The following is a 15,148-nucleotide window of genomic DNA, read 5'->3' on the forward strand; positions in this document are numbered from 1 at the left end:
GCCGCTAGGCTCGCCGGGTGCCGCCCGCCCCGACCGCTGCCGAGCAACTGTCCCCGCGCGCCGCGGCGGTGTGGGCCGCGCTCGACCCGGTCGTCGGCGCCGGCGGCCGGCTGCGGGTGCTCGACGTCGGCGGCGGCAGCGGCATCTTCGCCGTCCCGCTGGCCGCGCTCGGGCACGAGGTGACCGTCGTCGACCCCAGCGCCGATGCCCTCGCCACCCTGGCCCGGCGGGCCGGCAACGCCGGCGTCGCCGGCGACGTCCGCGGCGTCCAGGGGGACGGCGACCTCCTGCACGAGGTGCTGCCCGCCCTCGGCGACGGCGGCTACGACCTGGCGCTGTGCCACTCCGTGCTCGAGGTCGTCGACGACCCGGCGGTCACCCTCCGGGAGATCGCCGGGGCGCTGCGGCCCGGCGGCCAGGTGAGCGTGGCGACGGCGAACCGGGCCGGCGCCGTCCTGGCCCGGGCCCTGTCCGGGCACCCGGTCGAGGCGCTCGCCCTGCTCGAGGACCGCGATCCCTCGCCCGGCCGCTCCCGTCCGGCCCGCAGGAGGTTCGGGCCGGACGAGCTGCTCGCGCTCGTCGCGGACGCCGGCCTGCGCCCGGGCAGCTGGCGCGGCGTCGCCGTCGTCGCCGACCTGCTCGACGCCGACGCGGGCGCCGACCCGGCCGCCGTCCGCGCGCTGGAGCTGGCACTGGCCGAGCGGTCGCCCTACCGCGACGTCGCCACCGGCCTGCACGTCCTCGCCGTCCGTGAGTGACGCCCTGCCGCCGGACCTGGTCCGGCCGCGCTACGGCGCGGCCACCCTCGCCGACGTGCTGCCCGGCGTCGCCACCGCGCTCGGCGTCGCCGTCGAGCGCGACGGGCTGCCGGCCGATCCGCTGGACCTCACGTCCGCCCTCGCCGGTGCCCGCCGGGTCGCCGTCCTGCTCGTCGACGGCCTCGGCGCCGACCTGATCCGCGCGCACGCCGATCTCGCCCCGACCCTGGCGGCGCTCCGCAGCCCGGTCGGCGACCTCGAGGCGCCCTGCCCGAGCACCACCCCGGTCAGCCTCACCTCGTTCGGCACCGGCCTGCCGCCGGGCAGCCACGGCGTCCTCGGCTTCGTCACCGCCGTGCCGGGGGAGGACCGGCTGCTCAACCACACCCAGTGGAAGGACGACCCCGACCCCGACGCCTGGCAGGCGCGGTCCACGGTCTTCGAGCAGGCCGACGCCGCCGGGGTGGCGGTCACCTCGGTCGGCCCGTACGCCTTCGCCGCCTCCGGGCTGACCCGCGCGGCCTACCGCGGGGCCGACTACGCGCCGTCGGTCAGCCCCGGCGACCTGGCGGCGGTCACCGTCCGCGCGCTGGCCGCGATGCCGCGCGCGCTGGTCTACGCCTACATCCCTGAGCTCGACCTCACCGGGCACGTCCGCGGGGTCGACTCGCCCAGCTGGCGTGGGCAGCTGGCGATCGTCGACCGCGTCGTCGAGCAGATGGTCGCCGGTCTGCCCGACGACGCCGTCCTGCTGGTCACCGCCGACCACGGGATGGTCGACGTCCCGGCCGGGACTCGGCTGGACGTCGACGAGCAGCCCGACCTCACCGATGGCGTCCGGCTGCTGGCCGGCGAGCCGCGGGCGCGCTACGTGCACGCGCTGCCCGGCGCCGCGACCGACCTGCTGGCCCGCTGGCGGGCGGTGCTCGGCGACCGCGCCTGGGTGGTCGGCCGCGACGAGGCGATCGCCAGCGGGGTCTTCGGCCCGGTCGACGACGCCGTGGTCGACCGGATCGGCGACGTCGTCGCGCTCGCCCGGGGCAGCTGGGCGATGACCGCCTCGACCCGCGAGCCGGGGCCGAGCCGGCTGGCCGCCTACCACGGCTCGCTCACCGCCACCGAGCTCGCCGTCCCGCTGCTCGCCGCCCGCGGCCGCGCGCTCGGCTGATCAGGCTCGCGACTCCAGCGACCAGATCCGCATGTGCGCGGGGTGCCGGGCGCGGCAGGTCAGGTGCGCGGCCACGTCGGAGGGCCGCCCCTCCACGGTGACGGTCAGCTCCCGGTCGGGGGCGGCGAGGGTGACCTCCCACCGCTCCGGTTCGGTGCCCGGCTCGTGCAGCTGCCGCAGCGCGACCGTGCGCAGGTCGTCGACGCCGAGCAGTCCGAGCTCGGGGCGGAGCAGCTGCTGGGCGGCCTGCGCCGGCGGGGCCAGTCCGGCCCGCCCGCGCAGCCACGGCAGCGCGACCCGGCCGTGCGTGTGCGCCTCGACCAGCTCGGCGCCGTCGCCGGGCACCTGCCCGTAGTAGTAGCCGTGCGGCAGGACGACGACGTTGGCGGCGAACCGGTCGCCGCCGAGGTGGCTGCACTCCCACACGTCGGCCGGGCCGGGGGCCGGCAGGGTGCGCGCCAGCGGCCGGCCGCGCAGCGCGCAGCAGGCGTCGTGCGCGCCGTGCGTGCACACCAGGTAGACCGGCCCGGTCGCGGGCTCGCCCACCGAGCCGTCCCACGGCACCTCGAGCAGGTCGGCGTCGTCGGCACGCACCGACCACCACAGCCCTTCGCGGCCGGGCCGCGAGTCGACGTAGGCCCACCGGCGGCCGGAGTCGGTCAGCCGGTCGTCGGGACGGCGGATCAGCAGCAGCCGCACGTTCTCCGCCCGCGACCGGCGCGCCAGCAGCGGGGCCACCTCGGCGTCGAGCCGCGACTGCGCCAGGGCGTCGCGGCCCCACGGGCCGGGCTGCTCGATGAGCACCCACCGCTGCGCCAGCGAGGCGGTGGCCACCATCGAGTCACCGCGGGCCAGTGCCTGCACCGAGCAGCGGGCGGGGTCCAGCCGCCCGACGGGACGCGTCACGCCCCGCCGGCGACGGCGATCCCCTCGAGAACCAGCCGTCGCGCCAGGGTGAGCTGGTCGGCCGCGTCCAGCTCGGGGAGGTCGGCCACCTTGAGCTCGCCCACCGCCAGCAGCTCGGCCACCGCCGCCGCGGTTGTCGCGGGCAGGTCGTGCGTGCGCCGCCCGGCGATCAGCGTCACCCGGTCGCCCTCGGCGGGCAGCAGCCGGCAGCGCAGCCGGCGGCGCAGCTGCAGCACGCTGTCCGGGCCGAGCGCCGCAGCCGCGGTGGACTGCGCCAGCGGCGCGACCGGCCCGGGCCGCACCTGCGACCAGGTGCGGGCGCGGACCCGGTCGGCCACCTCGGCGGGGTCGACCCGGGTCAGCCAGTCGCGCAGGCCCGCGATCACCGCGGCGACGTCGTCGGCGACGGAGGCGGGGTCGGCGAGGTCCACGCCCAGCGGCAGCGAGCGGCGCAGCTCCGGGTCGTCGGCGGCCAGGGTGCGGACGACGTCCAGCGCCGACTCCGCGGCCGTCCAGCGGGTGACCGAGTGGACGCCGATGGTCAGGTGCCCGCTGATCCCGCCCAGCGCCCGGGCCGAGTGCAGGTATCCGCGCGGCAGGTAGAGGGCGTCACCGGGCCGCAGCACCGTGTCGATCACCGGGTCGTTCTCGGCGGCGGCGGCCACGGCGGCCGCGCGGTCGTTCCACGGCTGGGTGCGCAGCGGTGCCTCGAGCACTGGCTCGTGGATGCGCCAGTGCTTCTCGCCGGCGAACTGCAGCACGAACACGTCGTGCACGTCGTAGTGCGGGCTGAAGCCCTGCGAGGACGGGGGAGTGATGTAGGCGTTGACCTGCGTCGGGTGGCCGAGGTCGGCGGCGAGCTGGTCGGCGAACTCGATCAGCGGCGGCCAGAGCCGGTGCAGTCCCTGCAGGACGACGGTGCTCCCGTCGGCGAACAGCCGCAGCACGGCGTCGGAGGAGACCTGGTCGGCGACCTCGGCGCCCGCGCCGCCGGAGGTCGTGAAGCGCTTGGGATCGACGACGGCGCCGTCCTTGGCGATCCGCAGGAACGGGGTGCGCAGCCCGCGGCGGCTCAGGAGCTCGTCGACGTCGTCCAGGGTGAGCAGGTCGGCGAAGGACTCACCGGTGTCCTCGGCGCGGGCCAGCAGCGGTCGGCGCGCCCAGCGCTCGGCGGCGAACGCCTCGGGATCGGTGTGCGTGCAGCGCCACAGGGCCGGACGGGGAGAGGTCCCCGTCCGGCCCGCGGCAGGAAGGTCCTCGCTCACGCGCCGCTGTCGGCCCCGCCGTCGGCACCACCGTCAGCGCCGCCATCGGCGCCGCCGTCCGCACCGCCGTCGGCCCCACCATCGGCCCCGCCGTCGGCCCCACCATCGGCTCCGCCGTCCGCGCCACCGTCACGGGCGCCGCCGTCGGCACCACCGTCACGGGCGCCGCCGTCGGCCCCGCCGTCCGCGCCGCCGTCCGCGCCGCCGTCGTGCTGGCCGGGGGTGCCTGCAGCGCCTCCGTCGGCCGGGCCCTCCGTGCTGGTCATGTCGTCGTCGTCGAGCGCCATGGCTCCTCCGCTCTCGATCCCGGCCGCCTCCGCTAGGCGCCCGCTCGCGATCTTCCTACCGCACCGGAGCAGGGCCCACACCTGCTCGGTCGTGCGCGACGGGATTGCGTCGCCCAGGGCACGGGTAGCCGCGCGGCGTGCTGGGATCCGGCGACGTCGAAGCAGTCGCGACCGCCTTCGGTGAGCTGCTCGACGGCGGCTGGGGAGTGCCGCTGCCGGGCATGGGTGCGACGGCTGCCCGCTGGCGGTCCTTCGCCGCGTTGGGGGAGCGGAGCCTTCCGCTGGCCCGGCTCGCCGAGGGGCACGCCGACGCCCTCGCCGTCCTCACCGAGCTCGACGGGCAGCTCCCCGAACGGGGGAGCCGGCTGGGGGTGTGGGCCGCGGAGCCGCCGACGGCGCGGCTGTCGGCCCGGTGGACCGGGACGGAGTGGCGGCTGGACGGGCGCAAGGCCTGGTGCTCCGGCGCCCGGGTGCTCACCGGGGCTCTGGTGACCGCGACCGCCGACGACGGCGCCCGGCTCTTCCTCGTCGACCTCACCGGCGGCGGGCTGGAGGTCGACCCGTCGGCCTGGGCCGGTCCGGGCATGCACGCCAGCGACACCGCCGACGTCACGTTCACCGATGTGCCCGCCACGCCGATCGGGCCGCCCGGCGGCTATGTCGGCCGGCCCGGCTTCTGGCACGGCGGCATCGGGGTGGCGGCGGTCTGGTTCGGCGGCGCCCGCGGCGTGGCCGGGGCTCTCCAGCGGGCGGCCGCGGAGCGCGAGCCGGACCCGCTGCTCGATCTCGCTCTCGGTTCGTGCGCGATCGCGCTCGGGACGGCGCAGGCCGTGCTCGACGCCGCCGCCGGGGAGATCGACGCCGTTCCCGTGGACCTGCCCGCCGCCCGGCTGCGCGCGCTGCGCGTCCGGGCCGTCGTCGCCCGCGTGGCCGAGGAGGTGCTGACCACGGTCGGCCACGCCCTCGGGGCCGCGCCGCTCGCGCACGACGGCGAGCACGCGGCACGGGTCGCCGATCTCACCGTCTACCTCCGCCAGCACCACGCCGAGCGGGACGTCGCCGCGCTGGGGGCGGCCCTGCGCGAGGAGAACCGCACGTGACCCGCGGCCGCCCGACGCCCGCCGGGACGGCGACCGGCACCGGGACGCCGGAGTCCGTCTGGCGGGCGTGGCTCGCGCGGCGGGACTGGCCGGAGCTCGCGCCCGACCCGGGCTGGCGCACCGCCCTCGTCTGCTCCGCCCACCCCGACGACGACGTGCTCGCGGTCGGAGGCCTGATGCGGCTGCTGGCCGGCGCCGGGCTCGCGCTGCGGCTGCTCGCCGCGACCGACGGTGAGGCCAGCCATCCGGGGTCGGCGGTCCTCGAGCCGCCGGAGCTCGCCCGTCGCCGCGTCGCCGAGACCGCCGCCGCGCTCGCCGCGCTCGGCGTCGATCCGGTCGATCCGGTGCGCCTGCGGCTGCCCGACTCGGCGCTCACGGCGGTCGAGGACCAGCTGACCGCCGCCGTCACGGCCGCGGCGCGGGGCGTCGACGTCGTCCTCGCTCCCTGGTCCGGGGACGCCCACCCCGACCACGAGGCCGTGGGACGGGCCGCGTGCGCGGCCGCCGCTGCGCACGGGATCCCGTTGCTGGCCTTCCCGGTGTGGACCTGGACCTGGAGCGGACCGGACGACCCCCGGGTGCCCTGGCACCGCGCGCGGCTCGTGCGGCTGCCCCCGGCGGTGCAGGCGGCCCGCCGGGACGCGGTGGCGTGCTTCGCCACGCAGGTCCGGCCGCTCGGGCCCGCCCCGGAGGACGCCGTCGTCCTGCCGCCCGAGGTGCTGGAGCACTTCGACCGGGACGTCGAGGTGGTGTTCGCGTGAGTCTGCCCGGGTCCTACTTCGACGACCTCTACGCCGCGACGGACGACCCGTGGTCGCTGCGCTCCCGCTGGTACGAGCAGCGCAAGTACGCCCTGACGACGGCGGTGCTGCCGCGACGTCGCTACGCCGAGGCCGTCGAGGTGGGGTGCTCGGTGGGGGAGCTGACGGCGGCGCTGGCGCAGCGGTGCGACCGGCTCACGGCGTGGGACGTCAGCGCCGCCGCGGTCGAGCGGACCCGTCGGCGGACCGCGGAGCTGCCCGGGGTCCGCGTCGAGCAGCGCGCGCTGCCCTCGGATCCGCTCCCGCCGTGCGATCTCGTCGTCCTCTCGGAGGTGCTCTACTACCTCGATCCCGACGACCTGCGGGCCGCCGTCGCAGCCGTCCGGGAAGCGATCGGTCCCGGTGGGACGGTGCTGGCCGTGCACTGGCGGCACCCGGTGACCGACTACCCGCAGACCGGGGACGCCGTCCACGCGGTCCTCCGGCGCGAGCTGGACTGGTCGCGGGTCGCCGTCCACGAGGAGACGGACTTCCTGCTCGACTGCTGGGTGGCCGCCCCCGCCGCCGACCCGCGGGCGGGATCCGTGGCCGCTGCGGAGGGCCTGTGGTGAGCGTGGCTGCGCGTGGCTGAGGCCGCGCGCCTGGGGCTGGTGGTGCCCGCGCGGGACGAGGTGGCGCTGCTGCCGGCCTGCCTCGCGGCGCTCCGCGAGGCGGCGGCGCACCCGGCCCGTTCCGGGGTCCCGGTGGTCGTGGTGGTGGTGGCCGACGGCTGCACGGACGCCACCGCGGAGGTGGCCGCCGCAGCGGGGGTCGTGGTGCTGGAGGGCGGCAGCGGGAACGTCGGCGCCGCACGCGACGCCGGTGCGCGCTGGCTGCTCGCCGACGCGGTGGCCGCCGGGATCGCGCCCGAGCGGCTGTGGTTGGCCACGACCGACGCCGACAGCACCGTCGCGCCGGACTGGGTGCTGCTGCACGAGATCGCCGCGGCTTCCGGGAGCGACGCCGTGGTGGGGACGGTGGCGGTCGACGACTGGACCGGCGTGCCGGCTGCGGCGGCGGCCGCGTTCGAGCGGGCCTACGGCGCGTGGCGGGACGCCGGCCCGGCGGCGGTGCACCCGCACGTCCACGGGGCGAACCTGGGGGTGCGGGGGAGCGCCTACGTCGCCTGCGGCGGGTTCCCCCCACTCCCGGTGGGCGAGGACGTCGCCCTGGTGCGGGCGCTGGAGGCCTCGGGGGCCGTGGTGCTGCGGACCGCCGCCAGCCCGGTGCGGACCTCGGCACGGCGTCGTCCCCGTGCGCGGGGCGGGGTCGGCGACGACATCGACCGGCTCGCCTCCGGGTACGACCTGGGCTGACGCGCTACCCTCCTCCCGTACTCGAACAGGTGTTCGACAGCGGGAGGTGAGCGTGCGCGCGGAGGGGTGCACCGTCCTGCACGTCGACATGGACGCCTTCTTCGCCAGCGTCGAGGTGCGGCGGCACCCCGAGCTGGCCGGGACGCCGGTCATCGTCGGCGGCGCGGGCAACCGCGGGGTGGTCACCTCGGCCACCTACGAGGCCCGCCGCTACGGCGTGCACGCCGCCATGCCCACCGCGCGGGCGCTGCGGCTGTGCCCGACGGCCACGGTGCTGCCCGGCGACATGGGGCTCTACGCCGAGGTCTCCCGCTCGGTCATGGCGCTGTTCCGGTCGATCACGCCGCTGGTCGAGCCGCTGTCCCTCGACGAGGCCTTCCTCGACGTCGCCGGCGCCGGTCGCCGGCTGGGCGATGCCGCCGAGATCGGCGAGTACATCCGCGCCCGCGTCTTCGACGAGCAGGGCATCACCTGCTCGGTGGGGGTGGCGCCGACCAAGTTCGTGGCCAAGCTGGCCTCCACCGCGTCCAAGCCCGACGGGCTGCTCGTCGTCCGCCCGGCCGAGGTCATGGACTTCCTGCACCCGCTGCCGGTGGGCGCGCTGTGGGGCGTGGGCCCCAAGACCGAGGAGCAGCTGCTGCGGCTCGGGCTGCGCACCGTCGGTGATCTCGCGCACGTGCCGGCCCGCACCCTGCAGCGGGCGGTCGGGGCGGCCGCGGGGTCGCACCTGCACGAGCTGGCGTGGGGGCGCGACCCGCGGCGCGTCGTCCCCGACGAGCCGGAGCGCTCGACCGGGGCGGAGGAGACCTTCGCCACCGACGTCGACGACCCGCAGGTGATCCACCGCGAGCTGCTGCGGCTCGCCGAGCGCACGGCCGGCCGGTTGCGCTCGGTCGGCGCGCTCGCTCGCACGGTGAGCATCAAGGTCCGCTTCGCCGATTTCGCCACGATCACCCGGAGCCGGACCCTCGCCGTCCCCACCGACGTCGGGCAGGAGCTCTACGACACCGCCCGCACGCTGTTCGACGCGCTCGGCCTGGACCGGGCGCGGATCCGGCTGGTGGGGGTGCGGGCCGAGCGGCTGGTCGACGCCGACTCCGCACCCCGCCAGCTCGAGCTCGGCGCCCGCGAGCACGGCCGCCGCGAGGCCGAGCTCGCCGCCGACCGCGCCGCCCGCCGGTTCGGCGCCGGCGCGGTCCGTCCCGCCACGCTGCTGCACCGGGACCGGTGGGCCCGCGGCGAGGGGGACGGCGGCCTCGCGGCGAGCCGCCCGATCCCGCGTCCGGAGCGGCCGAGACGCCCGATCTCGGGCCGCAGCGAGGCGGTCTGACCGGTTCCGGGGGCACCCGTGCGGGTGATCACCGCGAGAACCCGGCGGGTCGCCGCAGACTCGCCTTTCGCAGCCCGCAATCCCCTCGTATCCTCGGAGACACCGCCGGCGGTGACTGCCGGCGGTACCTGGCTAGGCCCGTATGGAGGTCGACGTGCCGCTCTCCGAGCACGAACAGAGACTGCTGGAGCAGATCGAGCGCGCCCTCGTCGACGACGATCCCAAGTTCGCTTCCACGGTCCGGTCCGGTGATCGGCGGCTGAAGGCGCGCCGCAAGCTGCAACTGGGCATCGTGCTCGTCGTCGTCGGCCTCGCCGTCCTGGTGGGCGGCGCCGTCGCGCAGTCGTGGCTGCTCGGCGTCTTCGGGTTCCTGGTGATGTTCGTAGGCGGGCCGATCCTCGTCGTCCTGAACTACAAGAACGCCACCGGCGCCCCCGAGGCCGGGGCCGCCCCCGCCTCGGGCAGCCGCCCGGCGACCGGCCGCAAGGGCCGCCCCCGCCGGCAGCCGCTGAAGACCCGCCTCGAGGAGCGCTTCCGCCGCCGCTACGACCAGTAGCCCGCACGCATCCGCCGACGGCCGCCGTCCCCCGAGGGACGGCGGCCGTTCGCGTTCCGGGGTGGCCGCGGCGCCGTCCTCCCGCACCAATGGCTGTCCTCCCGCACAAGCGTTGGTGCGGGAGGACAGCGTTCGATCAGGTCACCTGATCCACGCTGCCGGAACTCAGACGGTGCGCGGGCGGCGGCGGGTCAGGCCGGTGGCGCGGCGGCCCAGGGCGTCGCCCCAGCGCCGGCCCGCGCCGGTGAGCAGGGACGACGGCCACAGGACGGCGAGCGCCCGGGTCCGTGGCGGGGTGGCCCGCACCAGACCCCGGCGTGCCGCGCGCAGCGCCGCGACCAGCTCGGGATCGGCCGACACGGTGCCGGGGCGGGCGTAGCTCGACGCCTCCTCAGCGAGGGCCAGCCGGCGCAGCGCGTCCACCGCCGCGGGATCGGTGTCCGGACGGCGGACCGCCCGACCCGCCGAAGCCCCGTCGGTGCGGTTGACCACGCCGGCCAGCTGCCGCGCCGTCTGCCGGGGCGTCCACGCCGGGTGCACGGGGATCCCGAGGTCCACCGCGGTCGCCGCCAGCTCGTCCCACAGCGCCGCGGGTGCGCCGTCGGACAGACGTCTGCGCCGCTGCAGCCGCCGGATCAGCGCCGGGGTGGCGATCACGGCGAGCAGCACCAGCGTTCCACCGCCGAACAGGAGCGTCGGGCGCAGCCAGGCGGCCGTCGAGGACTGGGGGAGGTTCAGCGGCCTGAAGGTGTTGTCGGGGTCCAGCTGCTTGGTGGGGCCGGCCTGGGTGGGTCCGGTCGGCGCGGCCGCGGTGGGCAGCGGCTCGTTGTTCTGCGGGGCGTCGGCGCGCGGCGCCCAGGGCAGCTGCACCGCGCGGTCGGCGGAGATCGGCGTCGGGTCGAAGGGCACCCAGCCCAGGTCGGCGAAGTAGACCTCGACCCAGGCGTGCGCGTCGTCGCTGGTGATCAGCCGGGTGCCGTCGCTCGCCTCCTTGCCGGGGGTGTAGCCGAGCGCGACCCGGGCCGGGACGCCGGCCGCGCGGACCATGACCGCCATCGCGCCGGCGTACTGCTCGCAGTAACCGCGGCGCAGTCGCAGGAAGTCGGTCAGGTCGTCGCCACTGGTGCCCGGGGCGGTCGAGAGGCTGTACACGAAGCCGTTGGCCCGGTTGGTGAGGAAGCCGTGGATGGCCCGCACCTTGTCGTAGGGCGTCCTGGCGTCGGCGACGAGGTCGCGGACGAGCGAGGCGACGCTGGGGTTGAGCAGCGGCAGCTGGGTGTACTGGTTCTGCACCGGGTTGGTCTGCGGCAGAGCGGGGGAGGCCTCCAGCAGCGCGGTGCTGGGCTCCGGCTCGCTGGCGGTCACCTCGTAGCTGAGCCCGGCCGTGGTGACGTTGCGGCCGAAGACCGTGCCGGTGGTCTCGTCGAAGCGCCAGTTGCGGCTGTCGCCGTCGTGCACCGCGACCGTCAGCGGCGAGTTCGGCACGGGCATGAACCGGTCGTCGTGCCCGAGCACGGTGATCGACTCGGTGACCCGGCGGGACTGCTCGTCGCTCGGCAACGGCGCCAGCGAGCCGCGGTCGGCGATCGAGCGCTCGCCGTCGAGGTTGGACAGCGACCAGCCCTTGTTCGCGTCGTACCGGTCCAGCGAGACCGCCCGCAGGTAGCCGGGGTCGTCGACCGAGGCGTCGACCCGCAGCAGGTCGATCGGGTCGGGCAGGGTGAGCTGGCCCTGCAGCGCCGCGACCGGGTCCAGCGAGGTGCCGGTCGAGCTGCCGCCGCCCTCGCCGCCGCCCAGGCCTGTGGTCAGCGAGCCCTCGGTCAGCGTCGGCACCAGCGCGCCGATCACCAGCCCGGCGGCGAGCGCGAACACGCCGGTGCGCACCGCGAGCAGCGTGCCGGTGCCCAGCAGGGTGCGCCGTCCCGACCGGTTGCGGCGGGCCAGCCGGCGGTTCTGGTCGGCCCACAGCAGCAGACCCAGCCCCGCCGCCGGCGCGGCGATGGCCGTGAGCCCGATGCCGCCGGTGATCGTGGCGACCGGCACGCAGTAGAAGATCAGCAGCCCGAGGCCGGCCAGGGCCGGCTGCCGGCCGGCGACCGCCACCAGGTCGATCGCGATGGCGACCAGCCCGACCAGGACGACGGTCAGCGCGAGCAGCCCGTGCAGCGGCAGCGCGGGCGTCGCCTGCTCGCGCATCTCGGCCGATCCGTCGGAGAGCACGGCGCCCAGCGCCCGGATGCTGGTCGGCGTCGGGATCACGCCGAGGAACGCGTCCCGCGGCGCGTACAGCGCGGTGAGCAGGCAGCCGACCAGCACCATCTGGCCGATCGGCACCAGCGGGACGGCGAGGCCGCCGAGCTTGCCCGGCACGGGCCGGTCCCCGGCGAACCGGGTCCACAGCGCCGGACCGGCCGCGCGCAGCAGCAGCCCCCCGGCCAGGACGACGACCACCGTGGCGAGCACCGGCGGGAACCAGGCGCCGGTGGCGTACACCGGCTTGAGCGCGAACGCCCCGAGGAGGGTCGCGACCGCCGCCGCGACGGCCGAGCCGATGTCCTCGCGGTTCACGCCGGCACCCCCACGCCGCGCGCGGGCGCCGTCTCGGTCAGCTCGGCCCAGACCTGGTCCACCGTGACGTCGGCGCGGGCGATCGCCACGTGCCAGCCGGCCGCGCGCAGCAGCGTCACGGCGTCGTCCCGCTGCCGGTCCAGCTCGGCGCGGGCCGCGTCGGACGGCGCCCGCCGCCCGCGCAGCAGCCCGGCGTCGGCCCAGCTGCCGACGTCGACCAGGACGGCGTAGTCGGTGCTGGGCCCCGACCGCGAGCGGACCAGGTCGGCGACGTCGTCCGCGCCGACCGCGCCGAGCAGGCAGACGACCGGCCCGTCTCCGGCGGCCTCGCGCAGCGCCTCGATCCCGGTGTCGAGGGCGGAGTTCTTCGAGGGGCGGACCGCGGCCAGCGCGTCCAGCAGCGTGTCGGCGTCCATCCCGCCGCGGTGACCGGCCACGGCCAGCTCGCCGGCCTCGGTGACCACGCGCAGGGTCGCCCCGCGCCGGCCGAGGGCGCTGCCGATGCTCGCCGCCGCCTCCACCAGCCACTCGAGGCTGTCCGGGGGCGGGTTGTCGTCGCCGGGCGGCCCGGCGACCGGGACCCCGCCGCGGGCCGTCGCGTCGCGGTTGGCGATCAGGTGCGCGCGGGAGCGGGTGTCGAGCAGCAGCGTGGCCTGCGCCCGCCACGGCCGCTCCTCGAGCCGGACCATGAGCTCACCGGTGCGCGCGGTGGTCCGCCAGTGGACCTTGCGCAGGTCGTCGCCGTGCCGGTACTCCCGCACGCTGACGTCGTCCTCACCGTGGACGGCGATCGACCGCCGGCTGCCGTCGCCCCCGCCGCCGTGCCCGCCCGCCGGGCCGCCGGGCCCGAGCGGGCGCACCCGCGGGACGACGAGCAGCGACACGGTGTCGGCGCCGGCCGCGCTGCGCATGACCAGGCCGAACGGGTCGACCAGCCGCAGCCGCAGCGGCCCGAGGGTGTGCCGCCCCCGGCGCGAACCGTGCACCTGGTAGCCCAGGGCCGCCGTCTCGCCGCCGCCCAGCCGCTCGACGACGAACCGCGGCGACGCGCCCAGCTCGGAGGGCAGCTGCTCGGCCAGCAGCCACAGCCCGCCGGTCCGCCGGTCGGCGTTGGTCACCTCGAGCAGGACGTCGGCGTCCTGGCCGCGGGGCACCCGGGACGGCGTCACGGTGCGCCGCGAGGCCAGCCGGAACCGCTCGCGGGCGACGGCAGCCGCCGACAGCAGCGGCAGCGCGAGCACGAACACGGCGAGCTGGACCAGCGACCGCTCGCCCAGCAGCATCCCGAGCAGGAGCAGCGTGCCGCCGGCCGCGACGAGGCAGCGGCCCCGCACGGTGAGGGAGGACAGCGCCGCCCCGACCCGACCGCGCACCGCGGTCAGCGTCCGCGCGGAACCGGCACGGTGGCGAGCAGGTCGTGCACGACCTGCTCGGCCGAGCGCCGGGCGAGAGTGGCGTCCGCGGTGAGCAGCAGCCGGTGCGCCAGGACCGGGACGGCGAGCGCCTGCACGTCGTCGGGCAGCACGTGGTCGCGGCCGGCCAGGGCCGCGGCGGCCCGGGCGGCCCGGAGCAGCTGCAGCCCGGCGCGCGGCGAGGCGCCGACGCGCAGGTCGGGGGAGCGGCGGGTGGCGTCGACCAGCGCGACGACGTACCGCCGGACGGCCTCGGCGACGTGCAGCGTGCCGACCGCGGTGATGAGCTCCTTGATCGTCGCGGCGTCGGCCACGGCGGGCAGCGTGGTCAGCGGGTCGGTGGTGGCCCGCTCGTCGAGCATGGCCAGCTCGGCCTCGCGGTCGGGGTAGCCCATCGACACCCGCGCGGTGAAGCGGTCGCGCTGGGCCTCGGGGAGGGGGTAGGTCCCCTCCATCTCGATCGGGTTCTGCGTCGCCATCACCAGGAACGGCCGGGCCAGCTCGTAGCTGACGCCGTCGACGGTGACCTGCCGCTCCTCCATGCACTCGAGGAGGGCCGACTGGGTCTTGGGCGAGGCGCGGTTGATCTCGTCGGCGACGACCAGGTTGGCGAAGATCGCGCCGGGCTTGAACTCGAACTCGCGCGTCTCCTGGTCGTAGACGCTCACGCCGGTCACGTCGCTCGGCAGCAGGTCGGGGGTGAACTGGATCCGCCGCACGGTGGCGTCGATCGAGGCGGCCAGCGCCTTGGCCAGGGTCGTCTTGCCGACGCCGGGCACGTCCTCGATGAGCAGGTGACCCTCCGCGAGCAGCACCACCAGGGCGAGGCGGACGACGTCCGGCTTGCCCTCGATCACCCGGCCGATGTTGGCCGCGATCCGCGTGCCCTCCGCTGCGACGTCGACCGAGCGACCGGCCGTTCCGTCGGCGGTCCGTGTCGTCTCCGTCACGTCTACAAGGTACGTGCCCGGACCCGCTCCAGGTTCAGTCCTGCGCTCCACTCCCTCCCACCTGCCTCCCCACCGGGCCCCACCGGGCCTCCGAGGCCCTGACCTGGGCCGCCGACGGGGGAGCGCGAAGGTCACGACACGGCGTCGAGTGGTGTCCAGTGGGGGCTAGTGGGTTACTGTGTCGCCCGGTGGGGAGCGGTTCCCGAACGTGGGGGATCCGCGCAGCGGTCCCTCATCTCGGAGGGGGAGATCCAGTGACGGGGGTGATCCGGTGTTCGTCGGCAGCTATCCGCTGCGCCTCGACGAGAAGGGCCGGCTCGCCCTGCCCGTCCGCTTCCGGGAGCAGGTGGCAGAGGGCATGGTGATCAAGAAGGGCCAGGAGCGCTGCATCTACGGCCTGACCATGGGTCGGGTCGCCGAGCAGAGCGCCGCCATCGCCGCCATGGCTCCCGCCGACACCGCCGCCGCCCGCATGCGCGCCCGCCTGGGCTTCGGGTCGATGGTCGAGGTCGAGCCGGACAAGACCGGCCGCATCACCATCCCCGCGGGCCTGCGGGAGTACGCCGGCCTGGACCGCGACGTGGTCGTGGTCGGGGTCGACACCCGCTTCGAGATCTGGGACTCCGCCACCTGGGACGCCTACGTGGCCGAGCAGGAAGCGGCCTTCGCCGACATGGAGAGCGAGGGGATGCCGACCCTGTCGTGACCCCCGAGACCTGGTCCGCTCCAGCC

The 15,148-nt window shown here is 76.9% G+C and carries 15 protein-coding genes; 9 read left to right on the top strand and 6 right to left on the bottom strand.

The features are described 5' to 3' along the window. Positions 1–17: 17 nt before the first annotated feature. Together GGQ55_RS20080 and GGQ55_RS20085 are read left to right on the top strand one after the other, a co-directional pair. The gene (locus GGQ55_RS20080; RefSeq protein ID WP_179719774.1) at positions 18–758 is read left to right on the top strand and encodes a class I SAM-dependent methyltransferase; all 741 of its coding nucleotides are present in this window, start codon (positions 18–20) and stop codon (positions 756–758) included. Further along, the gene (locus tag GGQ55_RS20085) at positions 751–1,926 is read left to right on the top strand and encodes an alkaline phosphatase family protein (RefSeq protein ID WP_179719776.1); all 1,176 of its coding nucleotides are present in this window, start codon (positions 751–753) and stop codon (positions 1,924–1,926) included. Before GGQ55_RS20080 ends, GGQ55_RS20085 begins: the two co-directional genes overlap by 8 nt. Here the strand turns inward: GGQ55_RS20085 and GGQ55_RS20090 are convergent, their stop codons facing one another. Genes GGQ55_RS20090 through GGQ55_RS20100 form a run of 3 tightly spaced genes read right to left on the bottom strand, consistent with a single transcriptional unit; the run spans position 1,927 to position 4,384 of the window. Next, the gene (locus GGQ55_RS20090; protein ID WP_366489805.1) at positions 1,927–2,832 is read right to left on the bottom strand and encodes a ferredoxin family protein; all 906 of its coding nucleotides are present in this window, start codon (positions 2,830–2,832) and stop codon (positions 1,927–1,929) included. Further along, on the bottom strand, positions 2,829–4,097 hold the full coding sequence (locus GGQ55_RS20095; protein WP_179719778.1) for a cupin domain-containing protein: 1,269 nt from the start codon (positions 4,095–4,097) through the stop codon (positions 2,829–2,831). Before GGQ55_RS20095 ends, GGQ55_RS20090 begins: the two co-directional genes overlap by 4 nt. Further along, on the bottom strand, positions 4,094–4,384 hold the full coding sequence (locus GGQ55_RS20100) for a BatC protein (RefSeq protein WP_179719780.1): 291 nt from the start codon (positions 4,382–4,384) through the stop codon (positions 4,094–4,096). The genes GGQ55_RS20095 and GGQ55_RS20100 overlap by 4 nt, the downstream gene beginning before the upstream one ends. 137 nt (positions 4,385–4,521) lie before the next feature. Here GGQ55_RS20100 and GGQ55_RS20105 point away from each other — a divergent pair, with 137 nt between their 5' ends. The 6 genes from GGQ55_RS20105 (at position 4,522) to GGQ55_RS20130 (ending at position 9,486) form a co-directional block, all read left to right on the top strand. Continuing rightward, entirely contained in the window at positions 4,522–5,484 is a 963-nt protein-coding gene (locus GGQ55_RS20105) for an acyl-CoA dehydrogenase family protein (protein WP_366489808.1), read from the top strand. Continuing rightward, positions 5,481–6,245: a PIG-L deacetylase family protein gene (locus GGQ55_RS20110; RefSeq protein WP_179719782.1), complete on the top strand. Its 765-nt coding sequence runs from the start codon at positions 5,481–5,483 to the stop codon at positions 6,243–6,245. Before GGQ55_RS20105 ends, GGQ55_RS20110 begins: the two co-directional genes overlap by 4 nt. Next, positions 6,242–6,856 carry an SAM-dependent methyltransferase gene (locus GGQ55_RS20115; RefSeq protein WP_179719784.1) on the top strand — a complete coding sequence of 205 codons (615 nt, stop codon included), beginning with the start codon at positions 6,242–6,244 and terminating at the stop codon, positions 6,854–6,856. Before GGQ55_RS20110 ends, GGQ55_RS20115 begins: the two co-directional genes overlap by 4 nt. Before the next feature lie 12 nt (positions 6,857–6,868). Further along, positions 6,869–7,600, top strand: coding sequence for a glycosyltransferase (locus GGQ55_RS20120; protein WP_218859356.1), 732 nt, complete (start codon positions 6,869–6,871; stop codon positions 7,598–7,600). Positions 7,601–7,652: 52 nt separating this feature from the next. Then, positions 7,653–8,930 (top strand): DNA polymerase IV, encoded by a 1,278-nt coding sequence (gene dinB / locus GGQ55_RS20125; RefSeq protein ID WP_366489811.1) that lies wholly within the window; start codon positions 7,653–7,655, stop codon positions 8,928–8,930. A 154-nt stretch (positions 8,931–9,084) separates the two neighbouring features. Further along, positions 9,085–9,486, top strand: coding sequence for an SCO2097 family morphological protein (locus tag GGQ55_RS20130; RefSeq protein ID WP_179719786.1), 402 nt, complete (start codon positions 9,085–9,087; stop codon positions 9,484–9,486). 165 nt (positions 9,487–9,651) lie between these two features. Here the strand turns inward: GGQ55_RS20130 and GGQ55_RS20135 are convergent, their stop codons facing one another. Genes GGQ55_RS20135 through GGQ55_RS20145 form a run of 3 tightly spaced genes read right to left on the bottom strand, consistent with a single transcriptional unit; the run spans position 9,652 to position 14,416 of the window. Next, on the bottom strand, positions 9,652–12,054 hold the full coding sequence (locus GGQ55_RS20135) for a transglutaminase TgpA family protein (RefSeq protein WP_179719788.1): 2,403 nt from the start codon (positions 12,052–12,054) through the stop codon (positions 9,652–9,654). Next, positions 12,051–13,427, bottom strand: a complete 1,377-nt coding sequence (locus GGQ55_RS20140) for a DUF58 domain-containing protein (RefSeq protein WP_366489813.1) — start codon at positions 13,425–13,427, stop codon at positions 12,051–12,053. Before GGQ55_RS20140 ends, GGQ55_RS20135 begins: the two co-directional genes overlap by 4 nt. Before the next feature lie 5 nt (positions 13,428–13,432). Then, positions 13,433–14,416 (bottom strand): AAA family ATPase, encoded by a 984-nt coding sequence (locus GGQ55_RS20145; protein WP_179719790.1) that lies wholly within the window; start codon positions 14,414–14,416, stop codon positions 13,433–13,435. 271 nt (positions 14,417–14,687) lie between these two features. Here GGQ55_RS20145 and mraZ point away from each other — a divergent pair, with 271 nt between their 5' ends. Then, complete coding sequence (gene mraZ, locus GGQ55_RS20150) at positions 14,688–15,122, top strand: division/cell wall cluster transcriptional repressor MraZ (protein ID WP_179719792.1); 435 nt, start codon at positions 14,688–14,690, stop codon at positions 15,120–15,122. Positions 15,123–15,148: the final 26 nt, after the last annotated feature.

The sequence above is a fragment of the Petropleomorpha daqingensis genome (genome assembly GCF_013408985.1).
GTDB lineage: Bacteria > Actinomycetota > Actinomycetes > Mycobacteriales > Geodermatophilaceae > Petropleomorpha > Petropleomorpha daqingensis.

What these genes read in the sequence shown, in the direction of transcription:
- GGQ55_RS20100 (WP_179719780.1), bottom strand. Translation starts at nt 4,384, where the DNA reads ATGGCGCTCGACGACGACGACATGACCAGCACGGAGGGCCCGGCCGAC.